The sequence below is a fragment of the Caulobacter sp. GW821-FHT09B08 genome, from assembly GCF_059418225.1.
On record NZ_JBWKPL010000001.1, the window covers coordinates 1,251,899 to 1,269,153 of the forward strand.

At 68.9% G+C, this 17,255-nt stretch carries 17 protein-coding genes; 11 read left to right on the plus strand and 6 right to left on the minus strand.

Going from position 1 to position 17,255, the window contains the following annotated elements; translation table 11 throughout:
• The first annotated feature begins 14 nt into the window (after positions 1-14).
• From AC07OA_RS05945 to AC07OA_RS05955, 3 genes are all read left to right on the plus strand, one after another.
• Positions 15-752 carry a HesA/MoeB/ThiF family protein gene (locus tag AC07OA_RS05945; protein WP_494662834.1) on the plus strand — a complete coding sequence of 246 codons (738 nt, stop codon included), beginning with the start codon at positions 15-17 and terminating at the stop codon, positions 750-752.
• Positions 753-1,109: 357 nt separating this feature from the next.
• Positions 1,110-1,343 (plus strand): hypothetical protein, encoded by a 234-nt coding sequence (locus tag AC07OA_RS05950; protein WP_494662835.1) that lies wholly within the window; start codon positions 1,110-1,112, stop codon positions 1,341-1,343.
• An 18-nt stretch (positions 1,344-1,361) separates the two neighbouring features.
• Complete coding sequence (locus tag AC07OA_RS05955) at positions 1,362-1,769, plus strand: retropepsin-like aspartic protease (protein ID WP_494662928.1); 408 nt, start codon at positions 1,362-1,364, stop codon at positions 1,767-1,769.
• Between the two features lie 148 nt (positions 1,770-1,917).
• Here the strand turns inward: AC07OA_RS05955 and AC07OA_RS05960 are convergent, their stop codons facing one another.
• The gene (locus AC07OA_RS05960; protein WP_494662836.1) at positions 1,918-2,904 is read right to left on the minus strand and encodes a 2-hydroxyacid dehydrogenase; all 987 of its coding nucleotides are present in this window, start codon (positions 2,902-2,904) and stop codon (positions 1,918-1,920) included.
• A 102-nt stretch (positions 2,905-3,006) separates the two neighbouring features.
• On the opposite strand from AC07OA_RS05960, the gene AC07OA_RS05965 reads away from it, so the two are divergent.
• The 7 genes from AC07OA_RS05965 (at position 3,007) to AC07OA_RS05995 (ending at position 10,185) form a co-directional block, all read left to right on the plus strand.
• Positions 3,007-3,534: an SH3 domain-containing protein gene (locus tag AC07OA_RS05965; protein ID WP_494662837.1), complete on the plus strand. Its 528-nt coding sequence runs from the start codon at positions 3,007-3,009 to the stop codon at positions 3,532-3,534.
• A gap of 101 nt (positions 3,535-3,635) precedes the next feature.
• Positions 3,636-4,151 carry a 3-hydroxyacyl-[acyl-carrier-protein] dehydratase FabA gene (gene fabA / locus AC07OA_RS05970; protein ID WP_494662838.1) on the plus strand — a complete coding sequence of 172 codons (516 nt, stop codon included), beginning with the start codon at positions 3,636-3,638 and terminating at the stop codon, positions 4,149-4,151.
• A 66-nt stretch (positions 4,152-4,217) separates the two neighbouring features.
• On the plus strand, positions 4,218-5,435 hold the full coding sequence (gene fabB / locus AC07OA_RS05975; protein ID WP_494662839.1) for a beta-ketoacyl-ACP synthase I: 1,218 nt from the start codon (positions 4,218-4,220) through the stop codon (positions 5,433-5,435).
• Between the two features lie 2 nt (positions 5,436-5,437).
• On the plus strand, positions 5,438-6,421 hold the full coding sequence (locus AC07OA_RS05980) for a hypothetical protein (RefSeq protein ID WP_494662840.1): 984 nt from the start codon (positions 5,438-5,440) through the stop codon (positions 6,419-6,421).
• A gap of 14 nt (positions 6,422-6,435) precedes the next feature.
• Positions 6,436-7,353, plus strand: a complete 918-nt coding sequence (locus AC07OA_RS05985) for a phytanoyl-CoA dioxygenase family protein (protein WP_494662841.1) — start codon at positions 6,436-6,438, stop codon at positions 7,351-7,353.
• A gap of 10 nt (positions 7,354-7,363) precedes the next feature.
• Positions 7,364-9,307 (plus strand): O-linked N-acetylglucosamine transferase, SPINDLY family protein, encoded by a 1,944-nt coding sequence (locus AC07OA_RS05990; RefSeq protein ID WP_494662842.1) that lies wholly within the window; start codon positions 7,364-7,366, stop codon positions 9,305-9,307.
• Between the two features lie 62 nt (positions 9,308-9,369).
• Positions 9,370-10,185, plus strand: coding sequence for an enoyl-ACP reductase FabI (locus AC07OA_RS05995; protein ID WP_494662843.1), 816 nt, complete (start codon positions 9,370-9,372; stop codon positions 10,183-10,185).
• Positions 10,186-10,238: 53 nt separating this feature from the next.
• Here AC07OA_RS05995 and AC07OA_RS06000 read toward each other — a convergent pair whose 3' ends face one another.
• The 4 genes from AC07OA_RS06000 to AC07OA_RS06015 form a co-directional block, all read right to left on the minus strand.
• Positions 10,239-10,847, minus strand: coding sequence for a TetR/AcrR family transcriptional regulator (locus AC07OA_RS06000; RefSeq protein ID WP_494662844.1), 609 nt, complete (start codon positions 10,845-10,847; stop codon positions 10,239-10,241).
• Positions 10,847-12,451, minus strand: coding sequence for a DHA2 family efflux MFS transporter permease subunit (locus tag AC07OA_RS06005; protein ID WP_494662845.1), 1,605 nt, complete (start codon positions 12,449-12,451; stop codon positions 10,847-10,849). Before AC07OA_RS06005 ends, AC07OA_RS06000 begins: the two co-directional genes overlap by 1 nt.
• A 24-nt stretch (positions 12,452-12,475) precedes the next feature.
• The gene (locus tag AC07OA_RS06010; protein WP_494662846.1) at positions 12,476-13,591 is read right to left on the minus strand and encodes an HlyD family secretion protein; all 1,116 of its coding nucleotides are present in this window, start codon (positions 13,589-13,591) and stop codon (positions 12,476-12,478) included.
• 141 nt (positions 13,592-13,732) lie between these two features.
• Positions 13,733-15,529: a methyl-accepting chemotaxis protein gene (locus tag AC07OA_RS06015; protein ID WP_494662847.1), complete on the minus strand. Its 1,797-nt coding sequence runs from the start codon at positions 15,527-15,529 to the stop codon at positions 13,733-13,735.
• A 386-nt stretch (positions 15,530-15,915) separates the two neighbouring features.
• Between AC07OA_RS06015 and AC07OA_RS06020 the strand changes: the two genes are divergently transcribed.
• Positions 15,916-16,032 (plus strand): hypothetical protein, encoded by a 117-nt coding sequence (locus AC07OA_RS06020; RefSeq protein ID WP_494662848.1) that lies wholly within the window; start codon positions 15,916-15,918, stop codon positions 16,030-16,032.
• 39 nt (positions 16,033-16,071) lie between these two features.
• Here AC07OA_RS06020 and AC07OA_RS06025 read toward each other — a convergent pair whose 3' ends face one another.
• On the minus strand, positions 16,072-17,169 hold the full coding sequence (locus AC07OA_RS06025) for a 3-deoxy-7-phosphoheptulonate synthase (protein ID WP_494662849.1): 1,098 nt from the start codon (positions 17,167-17,169) through the stop codon (positions 16,072-16,074).
• Positions 17,170-17,255: the final 86 nt, after the last annotated feature.

The following is a 17,255-nucleotide window of genomic DNA, read 5'->3' on the forward strand; positions in this document are numbered from 1 at the left end:
ATGAGGTTTTCCCCATGAGCTTCTCGCAAGACGAGGTCGAACGCTACGCCCGGCATCTGGTGCTGCGCGAGATCGGCGGGCCGGGCCAGCAGAAGCTGAAGGCGGCGCGGGTGCTGGTGGTCGGGGCCGGGGGTTTGGGCGCGCCCGCCGCCCTCTACCTGGCCGCCGCCGGGGTCGGGACCATCGGCCTGGTCGACGCCGACACCGTCTCGCTGTCGAACCTGCAGCGCCAGGTGCTGTTTTCCACCGCCGACACCGGCCGGCCCAAGGTCGAGGCGGCGGCCGAGCATCTGGCCGCGCTCAATCCGCACCTGACCGTCGAAACCCACCCGGTATGGCTGAGCGAGACCAACGCCAGGGCGGTGGTTTCGGGGTATGACTTGGTGCTGGACGGCACCGACGACTTCGCCACCCGCTTCGCCGTCAGCGACGCCTGCGTGGCCGAGGGAAAACCCTTGGTTTCCGGGGCCTTGGGTCGCTGGACCGGCCAGGTGGGGGTGTTCCACGGCCGACCGTGCTACCGCTGCCTGGTGCCGGACATACCGCCCGACGCCGAGACCTGCGCGATGGTCGGGGTGGTCGGCGCCCTGGCCGGGGTGATCGGCTCGATGATGGCCCTGGAAGCCGTCAAGGCGATCACCGGCGCCGGCCAGAGCCTGGCGGGCCGCCTGCTGATCTACGACGCCCTGGCCGCCGAGACGCGGACGGTGCGGATCGGGGCTGATCCCGCCTGCCCGAGCTGTGGAGGCTGAGTCTTTTAGCTCCAAATTTCGAGTATTACGTAGCAAACACGCCTATCTCTCAGGTGCGTTTCTTTAGGAGCGGAGGATGGAACGCTCGAATACAGTCTCCGACCATGAAGCTAGGCGAACCGGCCTATGCGATCCTGCGCAACAGGATCGGCGCAAATTTGATCCCGCCCGTGTCATTGGCACGATATCCAATGTGTGTCTGGTGGGTGGCTTAGGGTATGGCGCTGACAAGCTTGGTTAGTCGGCGCTTGCCGTACACAATGTGTTAACGCGGGTTAACCCGCAAAGACAGATTCCAGGCATCCTGCTAAAGTGATTCGCCACGATGGGTCGATAGGCCCGGAAAGTGTAACCAGGATGGCCGCCACGCTCTCGCAACAAATTGAAGCGTATCATGAATTGCTGCCGACTATCCGCAGTAAGTATGGTTCAGTTTGGGCCCTTGTCATCGATAGTCGACTCGTGTCCACGTTTGCCGAGTTTTCCGATGCCGCGCGTTACGTAATATCCAATAATATACAAGAACAGGTTCTGATCCGTCATACGGATGAACTAGTGGAGACTGCACCGTTCGTGCAGATCAACGGGTAAGTGCCTGCTGAACTTTGGGTGTCGGGCCCAATTATAGACATTACTTTGCATGGATCGAACCCTGGGGCTCCAACAGAGTCGCTTGAGGGTATAGTAGATACTGGCGCGTCTGTGATCTGCTTAGATAAGCGGGTCGCGCTGCGCCTTGGGCTGGTTGCCATCAACATGAAGCATATGGAGGTGGCGGACGGCACTACCGTTGAAGCCAGTGTATTTATGGCGGAAATGGCTATCCCGGGCCTTGGATTTCGAGATTGGGTTGAAGTGTTCGCTCTTCCCATGACGCGGCCTAGTTCGCGCGTCCTACTTGGTCGCTCATTCCTTAAGCGATACCTCGTGACCTACAACGGACCTGAGGGGCTGTTTCACTATGCAGAACCGGCTCCGAGCTTTCAGAGCTTCCCGAACTACGATGAAGATGGTTAGCCATTAACCCGTTGTCAGTGGCCTTTTCGTTGGCGCGGAATGGTGGCGGATATCGCCACGTTCACGATCACAATATTAAGTTTTGCCATCCCACAGCGCAGTGACCCAACCTGCCTTTGTCCCATCGACGCCGGCGACGAGCATGTCGTCACAGCATCGCCGGGATCACGCGGTCCGGCGGGCGGTGGCCGTCCATGAAGGTCTTCACGTTGACGATGACCTTCTCGCCCATGTCGATGCGGCCCTCGACCGTGGCCGAGCCCATGTGGGGCAGGAGAACGACGTTGGGCAGCTTCAGGAGCTTGGGATTGATGGCCGGCTCGTGCTCGTAGACGTCCAGGCCCGCGCCGGCGATCTCGCCGCGCGCCAGCATGTTGGCCAGGGCCCCTTCGTCGATCACCTCGCCGCGCGCGGTGTTGACGAGGATGGCCTGGGGCCGCAGCAGCTTCAGCCGGCGGGCCGACAGCAGATGGTAGGTGGCCGGGGTGTGCGGGCAGTTGACCGAGATGAAGTCCATCCGGGCCAGCATCTGGTCCAGGCTCTCCCAGTAGGTGGCCCCCACCTCCTCGGCGATGCGCGGACCGACGGGCTTGCGGTTGTGATAGTGCACCTGCATGCCGAAGGCCTTGGCGCGGCGGGCCACGGCCTGGCCGATGCGGCCCATGCCGATGATGCCCAGGCGCTTGCCCCACAGGCGCCGGCCCAGCATCCAGGTCGGCGACCAGCCGTGGAAGCCGCCGGCCTTGACCACCTCGGCGCCTTCGACCACCCGGCGCGAGGCGGCCATGATCAGGGTCATGGTCAGGTCGGCGGTGTCCTCGGTCAGCACGCCCGGCGTGTTGGTGACGATGATGCCGCGCGCATTGGCGGTGGCGACGTCGATATTGTCGACCCCGGCCCCGAAATTGGCGATCAGCTTGAGGCGGTCGCCCGAGCGCGACAGTAGGCGGCTGTCGATGCGGTCTGTGATGGTGGGCACCAGGACGTCGGCCTGGTTCATCGCCTCGACCAGTTCATCGGCCGTCAAGGGTTTGTCGGTGACGTTCAGCTGAGTGTCGAACAGCTCGCACATCCGCGTCTCCACCGGATCGGGGAGTTTGCGGGTGACGATGACTTTGAGCTTGCGAGCTGACATGAGCGGTTCGAAAAGCCTTCCCCAAGTGGGCGTTCCCCAAATGGGGCGTTCCTGACGGGTGTTCGGAATCTGTAGCAAAGGGGCCCCATGCGGCCAAGCAACATGCCGACGAATCGCAAACATCGTTCGGTCGATGCGCCGATGCTGGCGGCCTTGGTCCTGGTGCTAGGCGGCGGCGTCGCCTGGGCTCAGCCGCCCAAGACCACGCCGTCGGGCATGGACGTGCCGCGCTACGTCTCGCTGAAGTACGGCGAGGTCAATGCCCGGGTCGGTCCCGACGAGGCGCACCGGGTGCTGTGGGCCTATCGCAGCAAGGGCTTGCCGGTGCAGGTGGTGGCCGAGACCCGCGAATGGCGACGCATCTGCGACCCGGAAGGCAATCTGTCGTGGGTGCTCAAGCGCATGGTCGACGGCCGGCGCACGGCCATGCGGGTCCAGGCCACGCCCCTGGCCCTGCGCGCTCAGCCCAAGGCGAGCGCCAAGGTCACCGCCTATCTGGCCGGGCGCTCGACCGCCAATCTCGACCGCTGCGAGAAGGGCTGGTGCCGGCTGAAGGCCGACGGCGAGGCCGGCTGGGCGCCGGAAAGCGAGATCTGGGGCGCGGCCCCCGGTATCCAGTGCAAGGAATAGGTCTTTTTCGCCTCGTTTCCGCCCTAGGCAGCGATCGGCGATCACGGACGTTACCGAAAGTAACATTGAGGCGCGGCCCGCCGCCGTGCTAGGGCGAGGCCATGCAACAAAGTTCCTACACCTTCGAAGAACTCCTGGCCTGCGGCCGCGGCGAACTGTTCGGCCCCGGAAACGCCCAGCTGCCGGCGCCGCCGATGCTGATGTTCGATCGCATCGTCCGCATCGAGTCCGAGGGCGGCAAGTACGGCAAGGGTTACGTCGAGGCTGAATTCGACATCAATCCGGACCTCTGGTTCTTCGCCTGCCACTTCATCGGCGACCCCGTCATGCCCGGTTGCCTGGGCCTGGACGCCATGTGGCAGCTGGTCGGCTTCTTCCTGGGCTGGTCGGGTGGTCCCGGCCGCGGCCGCGCCCTGGGCGTGGGCGAGGTGAAGTTCACCGGCCAGGTCACCCCGGACATCAAGAAGGTCACCTACAAGATCGACCTGAAGCGCGTGATCATGCGCAAGCTGGTCATGGGTATCGCCGACGGCGTGGTGGAGGCCGATGGCAAGCCCATCTATGAGGCCAAGGATCTGAAAGTCGGTCTGTTCACCCCGGAACAAATGGCGTCGTGATCCACCTGTAGGGTGGCCGCCTAGAGCCGCCCCCTTCTGGATCGTGGGGAAGAAAGAGGATTGTTCATGCGTCGCGTCGTCGTCACCGGACTGGGAATCGTCTCGTCCATCGGCAACAACGCCAATGAGGTGCTCGCCTCACTGCGTGAAGCCAAGTCCGGCGTGGTCTCCGCGCCGGAATATGCGGAACTGGGCTTTCGCTGCCAGGTTCACGCCAACGTCAAGCTCGACAGCTGGGAAGCCCTGGTCGACCGCCGCGCGGCGCGGTTCCTCGCGCCCGGCACGGCCTACGCCCACATCGCCATGGAACAGGCGATCGCGGATTCGGGCCTGGAAGAGGGCGACATCTCCAACGAGCGCACCGGCCTGATCGTCGGTTCGGGCGGCCCGTCCACGCGGGTGATCGTCGACGCGGCGGCCACCACCCAGGAAAAGGGCCCCAAGCGCATCGGCCCGTTCGCCGTGCCCAAGGCCATGAGCTCGGGCCCGTCGGCGGTGCTGTCGACCTGGTTTAAGATCCGCGGGATCAACTATTCGATCAGCTCGGCCTGCGCGACCAGCGCCCACTGCATCGGCGCGGGCGCCGAGCAGATCCAGCTGGGCAAGCAGGATATCGTCTTCGCCGGCGGCTGCGAGGAGCTGGACTGGACCCTGTCGAACCTGTTCGACGCCATGGGCGCCATGAGCAGCAACTTCAACGACCGTCCGGCCGTGGCTAGCCGCGCCTACGACAAGGACCGCGACGGCTTCGTGATCGCCGGCGGCGCCGGCATCGTCGTCCTGGAAGAGTACGAGCACGCCAAGGCGCGCGGGGCCAAGATCTACGGCGAACTGGTCGGCTACGCGGCCAATTCCGACGGCTTCGACATGGTCGCCCCCTCGGGCGAGGGCGCGGCGCGCTGCATGAAGCTGGCCATGGCGGAAGCCGGCGGCCGGACCATCGACTATCTGAACCCGCACGGCACCTCCACGCCGGTGGGCGACAGCAAGGAGATGGGCGCGGTGCGCGAGGTCTTCGGCGACAAGGCTCCGCTGATCTCCTCGACCAAGTCGCTGACCGGCCACAGCCTGGGCGCGGCCGGGGCGCAGGAGGCGATCTATTCGATCCTGATGCTGGACAACGGCTTCGCCGCCCAGAGCGCCAACATCGAGAACCTCGACCCCGAGTTCGCCGACCTGCCCATCCTGCTGGAGCTCTCGGACAAGCCGCTGACCACGGTGATGTCCAACAGCTTCGGCTTCGGCGGCACCAACGGCACGCTGATCTTCAGCAAGGTCGACTAGGCTTGGTCGGCCGGCTGGCTCTGGACCTGGTTCGGGGCGCCGGTCGCACGCTCTGGTCGTCGGCGACCCCCGATGCTCCGGCGCGGGCCGTCCTGGCCGCCGCCGGACGCGGCTTCGGCGCCGACCGGCCGGACGCGGCCTCGACTCTTGAAAAGGCCTGGGCCGAGCTGGCCCTGACCGCCGCCGCCTCGGGCGATCTCACCCGCTTGCGCGCCCTGGCCCGCGACGGGGCCCGACCCTATGCGGTGATCGGCGACAGTCACGGCCGCCTGCTGGCGCGCCGGTCGCGGCGGGCGGATGGGGCGTGGCTGCTGCCCTTGTGGTGGCTGGAGACCGGGGCCTCGGCGCGGGGCCTTGGCCAGGCCGAGGCGCGTTCGGGCGCCGGACCGCGCGTGCACGCCGCCCTCGACCGGGCCCTGGGCGCGGCCGACGATCTGCCCGTGCTGGTCAAGTTCGGCCAGGTGGACCTGGAGTTCGTGCAGGTCTTCAAGCGGCTGGAGAGCGGCCGGCGCGATTTCGACCCCACCGCCTTCGAGGCCTTCGCCGACGAGACCGTGTCGCGCTACGCCGATTTCCTGGCGCAGGCCGTTGCGCCCGCCGACCGGGCGCGGGTGCGGGTCTGCTCGCTGTTTCCGCCCACCCTGTCGGACGCGGCCTGGCGGACGGGCTATGTCAACGCCCACCTGGTCCAGCTGCACGGACCCGACGACCAGGCGGACCTGCCGGCGCGCCTGGCGGGGCTGGAGCTGCCGGACCTGGCCGCCCGCACGGCCCTGCACGCGGGCTTCGGCCAGGCCCTGGCCCAGGCGGCGACCGCCCTGGGCTTCGGCGTCCACGACCAGCTGACGCCGTTCCTGGGCCCGGACGACGTGGTCGATCCCGCCTATGTCGGCCCCGCCGCCGGCGCCGACCATCACCTGGATTTTCACGCCGTTCGTGCCCCGATGGTTGACCGGCTGTGGCGCGTGTTCGAAGGATCGCGGTGACAACCGGGGTCGGCATGCTTCACAAGACTTCTTCCCAGAACCTTCCCCAGACGCCCTGGGTGGAATCCGACGCCCTGGAGGCGCGGCTGGCGGCCAGCGACGCGTCCGAGGCCCTCAAGACCTTCGCCCGCGACCTGGCCCGCGACGGCCTGGCGATTCTGGACCTGGGTCCGGACATGCCCGCCCTCTGCGACCGCATCGCCGCCGAGACCGCCGGCCACTTCGCCCGCCCGGGCGTGACCCGCGTGCACGAGGCCTGGCGCCGCTCGCCCGCCATCCGCGAACTGGCCACCCATCCGGTGCTGCTGGAGGCCCTGGCCCTGGCCTATGGCCGCGCGCCGTTCCCGTTCCAGAGCCTCAGCTTCATGCGCGGCAGCCAGCAGGACATCCATTCCGACGCCCTGCACTTCCACGCCGAGCCGCCGCTGTTCATGTGCGGCGTCTGGGCGGCTCTCGAGGACGTCAGCCCGGCCTCGGGGCCGCTGCGCTACTATCCGGGCAGTCACCGCCTGCCGGTCCTGACCATGCAGGACGCCGGGGCCGACGGCGGGGTGACGATCAAGAACTACAACGAGACCTACGGTCCGGCGATGCTGAAGAGCCTGGAGGCGGGCGGCTTCGCGCCGCGCCACGGCCTGCTGAAGAAGGGCCAGATCGCGGTGTGGGCGGCCAACCTGGCCCACGGCGGCTCGCCGATCCTCGACAAGGATTCCACCCGCCAGTCGCTGGTGCTGCACTACTATTTCGAGGATTGCCTCTACTACACGCCGATGCTGTCGACGCCCAAGCGGCCCTATGTGCGCCTGCCGGCCAATATCGCGACCGGCGGCTGGGTCTGGCCGCGCCGGAACGGGCGGCCCGCGCGCGTGCCGATCCGCCAGCTGGGCGGCAGCCTGCTGGCCCGCCTGCTGCGCCGGACGCCGCGCTTCTGACCCCGCGCCCATGACCGTGCGAGAGGCCCTCGCCCTGTTCCAGGCCGGCCGCGCCGCCGAGGCCGCCGCCCTGTGCCGCAAGCTGACCGCCGCCGATCCGGCCTCGGGCCCGGCCTGGCACCTGCTGGGCGCGGCCGAGCTGATCCTAGGCCGCGCCGATGAGGCCTTGGCGGCGCTCGACCAGGCCCTGGCTCTGGACCCGGCCCGTACGGGCGCGCTGTCGGCGCGGGCGGCGGCCCTGGTCGCCCTGGGACGCGACCCCGAAACGGTGACGGCCTGCGACCAGGCTCTGATCCACGATCCGGCCAATCCCGTGGTGCTCAACGCCCGGGGCGTGGCCCTGCGCCGCCTGGGCCGTCCGTCCGAGGCCCTGGCGGCCTATGACGCGGCCCTGGCCGCCGATCCGAACTTCGTCGACGCCCTATGCAATCGCGGCGTGGCCCTGTCGGACCTGGGCCGGTTCGACGAGGCCCTGGCCGCCCACGACACGGCCTGCGCCGCCGCTCCGAAACATCCCCAGGCCTTGACCAATCGCGCGGCCCTGCTGCTGGTGCTGAACCGGCCGGACGCGGCGGCCCGCGATCTGGAGGCGGTCCTGGCCCTGGACCCGCGTCATCCCCGCGCCCGGGGCGACCTGCTGCACGCCCGCCGCCTGGCCTGCGACTGGCGGGACGACGCGGCCCTGCGCGGGGCGATCCAGGCAGAGCTGGAGTCGGGCCATCCGGCCATCGCTCCGTTCGCGGCCCTGTCGGTGTTCGACGACCCGGCCCTGCACCGCGCCTGCGCCGCCCTGGCCGCGCCGTCGCCGGTCGCGGTCGAGGCCTGGCCCGAGCGGCCGCCGGGCGAACGGATCCGCGTGGCCTATCTGTCGGCCGACCTGCACGACCACGCCACCGCCCGCCTGATGGCCGGCCTGCTGGAGGCGCACGACCGGAGCCGGTTCGAAATCGTCGCCCTGTCCTGGGGGCCTGATACGCCGAGCCCGCTGCGGACGCGGATCGACGCGGCGTTGGATCGGCGGATCGACGTGCGGCGCATGCCCGACGCCGCCGTGGCGGCCCTGGCGCGCGAGCTTGGCGTCGACATCGCCGTCGACCTGAAGGGCCACACCCAGGATGGTCGGCCGGGCCTGCTGGCTCAACGCCTGGCGCCCGTCCAGGTCAGCTGGCTGGGCTATCCTGGAACCCTGGCCGCGCCCTATGCCGACTACGTGATCGCCGACGTCGTGACCCTGCCGCCGGGCGCCGAGGCCGACTGGAGCGAGGCGGTGGTCCGCCTGCCACTCTACCAGCCCAACGACGCCCTGGCGCCGGCGAGCGCCACGGCCAGCCGCGCCGACGAGGGCCTGCCGAACGACGCCTTCGTGTTCGCCTGCCTGAACAATCCCGGCAAGATCGCGCCCGAGACCTTCGCGGCCTGGATGGAGATTCTGCGACGCGCGCCCGGATCGGTGCTGTGGCTCTACGGGGGCGCTTCGGCGGTTCCGGCCAATCTGCGGCGCGAGGCCCAGGCGGCGGGCGTCGATCCGGCTCGCCTGGTCTTCGCCGCGCCCGCGCCCCATGCCGAGCATCTGGCGCGCCAGGCCCTGGCCGATCTGGTGCTCGACACCTGGCCCTACGGCGCCCACACCACCGCCAGCGACGCCCTGCGGATGGGCGTTCCGGTCCTGACCCTGCCGGGTCGAAGCTTCGCCAGCCGGGTCGGGACCAGCCTGCTGACCGCTCTGGACCTGCCCGAACTGGTCGCGCCGGACGTCGGGGCCTATGTGGCCACGGCCGCGCGCCTGGCGACCGACCGGTCCGCGCTCGCGGCGCTGAAAACCCGTCTGGGCGAGGCCCTTCGAACCTCGGCGGTGTTCGATCCCGCCGCCTTCGCCCGGGGCCTGGAGGCGGCCTTCGAGGCCATGCATCGCCGCGCCCAGGCGGGCCTGGCGCCCGCCGGCTTCGACATCTGAAAGGTTTCCCAGGAGGAAACCTCCTGCTAGCTAGCGCTCAAGGATTCCAGGAGAGCCGACCAATGGCCGACGATTACGCATTCCCCAAGGGCGAGCTGATGCGAGGCAAGAAGGGCCTCGTCATGGGCGTGGCCAACCACAACTCCATCGCCTGGGGTATCGCCTCGCAGCTCGCCGCCCAGGGCGCGGAGATGATCTTCACCTACCAGGGCGAGGCCCTGGAGCGCCGCGTGCGGCCGCTGGCCGAGAGCATCGGCGTCACCACCCTGGTCCCGGCCGACGTCACCGACGACGCCTCGATGGACGCGGCCTTCGCCGCCATCGAGGAGAAGTTCGGGACCATCGACTTCGTCGTCCACTCCGTCGCCTTCGCCAACAAGGACGAGCTGAAGGGTTCGTTCGTCGACAACACTACCCGCGAGGGCTTCCTGACGGCCCTGAACATCTCGGCCTTCAGCTTCGTGGACGTCGCCAAGCGCGCGGCCAAGATCATGCCGAACGGCGGTTCGCTGATCACCATGACCTATCTGGGGTCGGAGCGGACCATCCCGAACTACAACACCATGGGCGTGGCCAAGGCCGCCCTGGAAGCGGCGACCCGCTACATCGCCCGCGACCTGGGTCCCAAGGGCATCCGCTGCAACGCCATCTCGGCCGGCGCCATGCGCACCCTGGCCCTGGCGGGCATCGCCGGCGGCCGGGGCATGATCGCCCAGGGCCGGGCGTTCAGCGCCATGAAGGAAGACACCTCGATGGAAGGCGTCGCGGGCGCGGCCCTGTGGCTGGTCTCGGACCTGGGCAAATCGACCACGGGCGAAGTCGTCCACGTCGACGCCGGCTTCCACATGATGGGCATGCCGGACGAGGCGGAAGCCTAGGTTTCGAAGCCTGAAAACGATGAAGGCCCCGCTCACCGGCGGGGCCTTTTTCTTTAGACCGCGTAGGCCCGCATGAACCGTTCGGCCGCCTCGGTGGCCAGGGCGGCGAATTCCTCGGGGGTCTTTTCCGACGGCAGACCCAGGAGGCTGCGCAGCTGGTGGTGGCTTAGCACCATGCCGCCGAAGAACTCGGCCGCCTGGTCGGGATCCTCGACCTTCAGTCGGCCCAGCCGGTGCTCCTCGGCCAGGAACAGCGACAGCTGGCGGCGGGTCTGGCGGGGGCCGGCCTCGAACACCTCGCGGGCCACGTCGGGCATCTCGCCCGCGCCCTGGATCACCACGCGCATGATGGCGTAGGCCTTGGTGGTGGCCACCGTCTCCAGCATCGAGCGGGCGAAGGCCTCCAGGGCCTCGCGCGGATTGTCGATGGCGCCCGGATCGCGCAGGGGCGCGGTGATCATCGCCACGCGGCGAGCCATCAGGGCCCGCACCAGCTCGGCCTTGGAGCCGTAGTGGTTGTAGACCGTCTGCTTGGAGACCTCGGCCCGCTTGGCGATGGCCTCCATGGGCGCGGAGAGGCCGCGCTGGCCGATCACCTCGACGGCGGCGTCGAGGATGGCCTCGGTCTTGGCGACGTCGATCTGTCCCGCAACTCTTGGCATTAGTGAGCGTCCGAAGGGGGAGGAGGGGCGTTCTTCACCGGCTTGGCCAGAAGGGAGATCACGGCGGCCCCGACGCAGCCAATGGCCAACATGGTGAAACTGTCGCCGAAGGCCAGAACCGTCGCCTGCTGCTGCAACATGCCGCCGATCGCCTTGCGCGCCGCCCCGTCGGGGTCAGCCACGCCCAGCTGGGTCATGCGCGCGGCCAGGCCCTGCATCATGGCGGCCATGCGCTGGTCGCCCTGGCTCAGTTCGTCCGACAGGCCCATGTAGTAGAGGGCCGTCTGGTTGGTGATCGCCGTGGCCAGCAGGGCCAGGCCGATGGCCCCGCCGGTATTGCGGGCAAGGTTCACCAGGCCCGAGGCGTTCTTGACCATGCTGGGCGGCAGGGTGCTCATCGTCACCTGCTGGGTGGCGATCATGGCGATCATCACGCCCACGCCCCGGCAGGCCTGGACGCCGGCGAACTGCCAGAAGCCCCAGTCCTTGGTCACGCCATGGGCCATGTACATGCCCCAGCCGGCCAGCATGAAGCCGATGAACAGCGGAATGCGCGGATCGATGCCTCGCACCAGCCGCCCGGCCAGAGGGCCGGTGGCGAACATCGACAGGCCCGAGACCACCATGGTGGTGCCCACTTCCGAGGCCGAATAGTGCCGCACCCGGCCCAGGAACTGCGGCATCAGGAAGGTGCCGCCGAACAGGCTGGCCCCCGACATCGCCGTCATCACCACGCCGATCGAGAAGTTGCGGTTGGCGAAGGCGCGCAGCTCGACGATGGGGTTGTTGTAGGTCAGCGACCGCCAGACGAAGACCACGCCGGTGATCACCGCCAGCACGGTCAGGAACAGGATGCCGGTGTCCTCGAACCAGCCGTCCTTGGAGCCTTCCTCCAGCACGAACTGCATGCTCATCAGGAAGGTGGCCATCACGGCCAGGCCGAACCAGTCGAAGCCCTTGGCCAGGCTGGGGTCGCCCTTGTCGAACTGGCCCCAGCGGGCCACGCCGAACAGCACGACGATGCCGGTGGGCACGTTGATGAAGAACAGCCAGCGCCAGGACAGGGCCTCGGTCAGGTGGCCGCCCAGGGTGGGGCCGACGGTCGGGGCCAGGGTGACGATCAGGCCCATGATCACGCTGGCCGTCACCCGCCGCTCGGGCGGGAAGGCGGTGAAGGCCACGGCGAACACCGTGGGGATCATGGCCCCGCCGATGAAGCCCTGCAGGGCCCGGGTGATGATCATCATGTCGATGGACGAGCTAAGACCCGTCAGCACGCTCATCACGATGAAGCCGGCGCACGAGATCAGGTAGACGCGCTGGGTGCCCCACAGCCGCGACAGATATCCCGACAGCGGGATCATCACGACCTCGGGGATCAGATAGGCGGTCTGGATCCAGCTGACCTGGTCGGCGCTGGCGCCCACCCCGGCCTGGATCTGCGGCAGGGAGGCCGCCACGATCTGGATGTCCAGGATGGCCATGAACTGGCCGATGACCATTGCCCCGAAGCCGAGGAACAGCTTGGTCCAGTCGACTTCAGGCTTGGGTGGCGCGGCGGCCTGGCCAAGTGGGGTTTGGGTGGGGAGGGCGGCGTCGGTCATGGCGACGATCCTGTCCGGCGCGCCTTAGCGCGCCTGGCCCGCCGGGGTTTTCTGGGCGTACTGGGGCGTGTTGGGCTGGCCGGCCTCGGCGAAGGTCGGGCCCGAGCGATCGCGCACGTCGACCTTGACGTCGACCGACAGGCCCGGACGCAGGGCCGCGCCCAGCTGGGACTTCTCGACGACGATCTTCACCGGCAGGCGCTGGGTGATCTTGGTGAAGTTGCCCACGGCGTTCTCGACCGGGATCAGGGCGAACTCCTGGCCGGTGGCCGGGGCGAAGCTGTCGACCTTGCCGTGGATCTTGGCCTTGCCGAAGGCGTCGGCCTGGATCTCGACCGGCTGGCCCACGCGCAGGCGGGCCACTTGGGTCTCCTTGAAGTTGGCGACGATATAGCCCTGGCCGACCGGGACGATCGACATCAGGGCCACGCCCGGCGAGACCAACTGGCCGGGGCGCAAGGACCGGGCGCCGACCACGCCGCCGGCGGGGGCGCGGATCACGGTGCGGTCCAGGTCGATGCGGGCCTGCTCGACGGCGGCGCGGGCGGCGGCGGCCTGGGCCACGGTCTGGGCGCGGGCCGAGCCCAGCGACTCGGCGCTGCGGCGTTCGGCTTCCAGGGCGGCCTGGGCGCTCTGCACGGCGGCGGCCGACTGGGCGGCGCTGGCCTGGGTGGTCTGGACCTTCTGGGCCGAGACCCAGCCCTGCTTGGCCAGGGCGTCGTAGCGGATCAGGTCGGCCTTGGCGCGGCCCTGGTCGGCCTGGGCCGAGGCGACGCCGGCGGCGCGCTGGGCGATCATGGCCTGTTCCAGGGCGGCCTTGTCGTCGACGCCCTTGATGGCCGCTTCCAGGGCCTGGGCGTTGGCGATGGCCTGGTCCAGCTTGGCCTGGGCGGGGGCGGGGTCGATGCGGGCCACGACCTGGCCGGCCTCGACCCGCTGGTTGTCGGCCACCAGCACTTCGACCACATAGCCGGAGACCTGCGGGCTGACCTGCACGGTGTCGGCTTGGACGAAGGCGTTGTCGGTGGTCTCGTAGCGCTGCTTGTCGACGAACCACAGCCCGCCGCCCACGACCAGCGCCGTCAGGGCGACGCCGCCGACGATCAGGGGAACCAGCTTCTTCTTCGACGCGGCGGCCATGGACTTCGATCCCGAAAACAGTTCGATGGACCGGGGCGATATATCGGCGTTTCGTCCCGGGCAAGGGATAAATGGACGCACCCGTCCAAAAATCAACTTAACGCCCGATCAAAGTCCCTACCTTGTCTTGGCGCCGCGTCATCACGCCGCGCGGACGCTCCGCGACGGGGCGTCCTCGATGCGGAAGCGACCGACCAGCCGCTGCAGTTCCGAGGCCTCGTTGGACAGCGAGTGACTGGCGGCGGTGCTCTCCTCGACCATGGCCGCGTTCTGCTGCGTGGCCTGGTCCATCTGGTTCACGGCGGTGTTGATCTGCTGCAGGCCGACGGCCTGTTCCTGGGCCGAGGCGGCGATCTCGCCGACGGTGCGGTTGATCTGCACGACGCCGGCGGCGATCCGCTGCAGGGCCTCGCCGGTCTCGCCGACCAGCTCCACCCCCGCGCCCACCTGCTGGGAGGAGGTCGAGATCAGGGTCTTGATCTCCTTGGCGGCCTCGGCGGACCGTTGGGCCAGGGCGCGGACTTCCTGGGCCACCACCGCGAAGCCGCGGCCGGCGTCGCCCGCACGGGCGGCCTCGACCCCGGCGTTGAGCGCCAGAAGATTGGTCTGGAAGGCGATCTCGTCGATGACGCCGATGATCTGGCTGACCTGCTGCGACGAGGACTCGATCTCGGTCATGGCCTTGATGGCGCGCTCGACCACTTGGCCGGCGGTCTCGGCGTCCGCGCGGGCGGCCTTGACGGCCTGGTCGGCCTCGCTGGTCCCTTGGGCCGTGCGGCGCACGGTGGCGACGATCTCGTCCAGGGCGGCGGCGGTCTCTTCCAGGCCGGCGGCCTGTTGCTCGGTGCGGCGCGACAGGTCGTCGGCGGCGTGGCTGATCTCGCCCGAGCCCGAGCGGATGCCCTGCACCGCGCCGGTGATCACCGTCATGGTCTCCTGCAGGCGGCCGAGGGCGGCGTTGAAGTCGTCCTGCAGCTTGCGATAGCTGGCCGGGAAGGTCTGGGTCAGGCGATAGGTCAGGTCGCCCTGCGCCAGGTGCTCCAGGGCCTGGCCCAGGCTGTCGACCACGGCCGACTGCTCGCGGGCGGCGGCGGCGCGGCCGGCCTCGTTGGCCTGGCGCTCGTCCTCGGCCTGCTGGCGCTGCTCGGCGGCCTGGCCCTCGACGCGCAGCTTCTCGATGGCGGCGTCCTTGAAAGTCAGGACGGCGTCGGCCATGGCGCCCACCTCGTCCTTGCGGCCGACGGCGGGCACGGCGACGGTGTTGTCGCCGTCGGCCAGGCGGCGCATGGCGGCGGTCATGGCGGCGATGGGCGCGGCGATGGCGCCGGTCAGCAGCCAGCCCATCAGGACGGCGATGCCCACGGCCAGGGCCCCGCCGACGGCCAGGGCGGCGTTGGCGGCGACGAAGGCCTTGGCCTGGTCCTTGGAGCGCTCGGCCAGCTGGGCCTGCTCGTTGTCGCGCACGGCCTTGAGCACCTTGCGGATCTCGGTCAGGCGGCCGGCCTTGGCGACGCCCGCGCGGGTGGTTTCCAGCTGGGTCGGGTCGCCGGCGGCGGCGATCTGGGCGCGGGTCTCGGCGCGGAAGGTGTCGACGGCGGCGGCCAGGGCGGTGGCGCGGGCCTTCTCGTCGTCGCTCTCCACCCCGTCCATCAGGGCTTTGAACTGCTTGTCGTACGCGGCCTGTTGCTTGTCGTACTTCTCGACGAAGGACGGATCCAGGCTGGCCACATAGCCGCGCGCGGCGTTCTGCTGTTCGACCAGGGCCATCAAGGTCTCGTCGACCGTGCCCACATAGGCGTAGCTGTGCTCGTTGAGGGCGGTGACCTGGCGGATGGTCGACAGGCCGCTCCACACCAGGGCGCCGGCGGTGGCCACGGCCGCGACGAGGATCGCGAAAGCGATCAAGAGTTTGCGCGCTACCTTGAGGTTGTTCAGCATGTCCCGCGATCCCTGGCGAACGTGTTGCGAGGGACTTCTGGTCCGGACATCCTTAACAAAACGAACATTCGCCTTTTCCTTCAGGTAAAGGCGTACCAACCGTTGCGAACAGGCGCGGAAAGCGCCTACCGAGACAGGGATTTCCTCCTCATGCGGCGGATCGCCGCAGCGACTGTCGTAGAACAGTACTTCGCTTGTTTGAAAACTAGAACGTCGTTATTCGGGCGCGTCGAGTTTCGACCTGAAAGCGCGTCCTGACGGGCCGCTTCGCGTAAAGGGCGAATCGCGGCAAGAATCTTCACGCGCCGGCGCAACCGGGGGAGCCGCGCGCGCGTATTTCCAGACGTGGAACCGTATGTTCCGCGCCGCCGCTCAGGAAACGCCCGATGAACGCCCACGGTCCGCTGTCCATGTTCCGCCCCGTCCTGTGGCTGGCGGCCGCCGCCTTCGCGGCCGGCTTCGGCGGCTATCTGGCGATGTCGCCGGCCCTGCACGGCGGCTGACGGCCGCTCCCCTGGAGGAGCGACCGACGAAGTCTTGCCTTAGCGCGCCCGCGCCTCGCGTCCGGCCCGCACGGACGCCGCCAGTTCGTCCAGCATCCGCACCGAGGTTTCCCAGTCGACGCAGGCGTCGGTGACCGACTGACCGTAGGTCAGGGGCTGACCGGGCACGATGTCCTGGCGGCCCGCCACCAGATTGCTCTCGATCATCACGCCCATGATGGGCGAGGCGCCGGTCGCCACCTGGGCGGCGATGTCGGCCACGACGGCCGGCTGGTTCTCATGGTTCTTGCCGCTGTTGGCGTGGCTGGCGTCCACCATCACGCGCGGCGCCAGGCCCGCCTTGGTCAGGGCCTGCGCCACGGCCGCCACGCTTTCGGCGTCGTAGTTGGGCGTCTTGCCGCCGCGCAGCACCACGTGGCTGTCGGCGTTGCCCGTGGTGGTGGCGATGGCGGCGCGGCCTTCCTTGGTCACGGCCAGGAAATGGTGCGGCTGAGCCGCGGCGGTCACCGCGTCGATGGCCACCTTCACGTCGCCGTTGGTGCCGTTCTTGAAGCCGACCGGGCAGGAGAGGCCCGAGGCCATCTCGCGGTGGATCTGGCTCTCGGTGGTGCGGGCGCCGATCGCGCCCCAGGCCACCAGGTCGGCGATGTATTGCGGGGTGGTGACGTCCAGGAACTCGCAGGCCGCCGGCAGGCCCTGGGCGCTGACGTCCAGCAGCACCCGCCGCGCCAGGCGCAGGCCCTCGTTGATGCGGAAGCCGCCGTCCAGATCCGGGTCGTTGATCAGGCCCTTCCAGCCCACCGTGGTGCGGGGCTTCTCGAAATAGACCCGCATGATCACTTCCAGCTCGCCCGCATGGCGCTCGCGCTCGACGGCCAGGCGGCGGGCGTATTCCAGGGCGGCCTTGGGGTCGTGGATCGAGCAGGGGCCGATCACCACCACCAGCCGGTCGTCGCGGCCGTTCAGCACCTCATGCACGGCTTGGCGGGCGTCGCCCACGACCTCGGCGATGGACGAGGTGGCCGGCGCCTCGCCGATCACCTGGGCGGGCGGGCTGAGGGTCTGCAGCTGTTTTATCCGCAGGTCGTCGGTGGGGACGGGCAGCGAGACGATATTGGGGGCGGTCGAGGAAGGCACGGCGTAACTCCTGGAAGGTCGGGAGGTCCGGCGGCCATCAAAAAAGCCGCCCGGGGAACCCCTGGCGGCTGGTGAAAGGTGTTCTT

Bases quoted from the DNA above. Each gene is read 5' to 3' on its own strand.
- AC07OA_RS06010 (WP_494662846.1), bottom strand. From the start codon at position 13,591: ATGGCCGCCGCGTCGAAGAAGAAGCTGGTTCCCCTGATCGTCGGCGGC.
- fabB (WP_494662839.1), top strand. From the start codon at position 4,218: ATGCGTCGCGTCGTCGTCACCGGACTGGGAATCGTCTCGTCCATCGGC.
- AC07OA_RS05985 (WP_494662841.1), top strand. From the start codon at position 6,436: ATGCTTCACAAGACTTCTTCCCAGAACCTTCCCCAGACGCCCTGGGTG.
- AC07OA_RS05990 (WP_494662842.1), top strand. From the start codon at position 7,364: ATGACCGTGCGAGAGGCCCTCGCCCTGTTCCAGGCCGGCCGCGCCGCC.
- AC07OA_RS05965 (WP_494662837.1), top strand. From the start codon at position 3,007: ATGCCGACGAATCGCAAACATCGTTCGGTCGATGCGCCGATGCTGGCG.
- AC07OA_RS06005 (WP_494662845.1), bottom strand. From the start codon at position 12,451: ATGACCGACGCCGCCCTCCCCACCCAAACCCCACTTGGCCAGGCCGCC.
- AC07OA_RS05995 (WP_494662843.1), top strand. From the start codon at position 9,370: ATGGCCGACGATTACGCATTCCCCAAGGGCGAGCTGATGCGAGGCAAG.
- AC07OA_RS05945 (WP_494662834.1), top strand. From the start codon at position 15: ATGAGCTTCTCGCAAGACGAGGTCGAACGCTACGCCCGGCATCTGGTG.
- AC07OA_RS05950 (WP_494662835.1), top strand. From the start codon at position 1,110: ATGGCCGCCACGCTCTCGCAACAAATTGAAGCGTATCATGAATTGCTG.
- fabA (WP_494662838.1), top strand. From the start codon at position 3,636: ATGCAACAAAGTTCCTACACCTTCGAAGAACTCCTGGCCTGCGGCCGC.
- AC07OA_RS06000 (WP_494662844.1), bottom strand. From the start codon at position 10,847: ATGCCAAGAGTTGCGGGACAGATCGACGTCGCCAAGACCGAGGCCATC.
- AC07OA_RS06015 (WP_494662847.1), bottom strand. From the start codon at position 15,529: ATGCTGAACAACCTCAAGGTAGCGCGCAAACTCTTGATCGCTTTCGCG.
- AC07OA_RS05960 (WP_494662836.1), bottom strand. From the start codon at position 2,904: ATGTCAGCTCGCAAGCTCAAAGTCATCGTCACCCGCAAACTCCCCGAT.
- AC07OA_RS06020 (WP_494662848.1), top strand. From the start codon at position 15,916: ATGAACGCCCACGGTCCGCTGTCCATGTTCCGCCCCGTCCTGTGGCTG.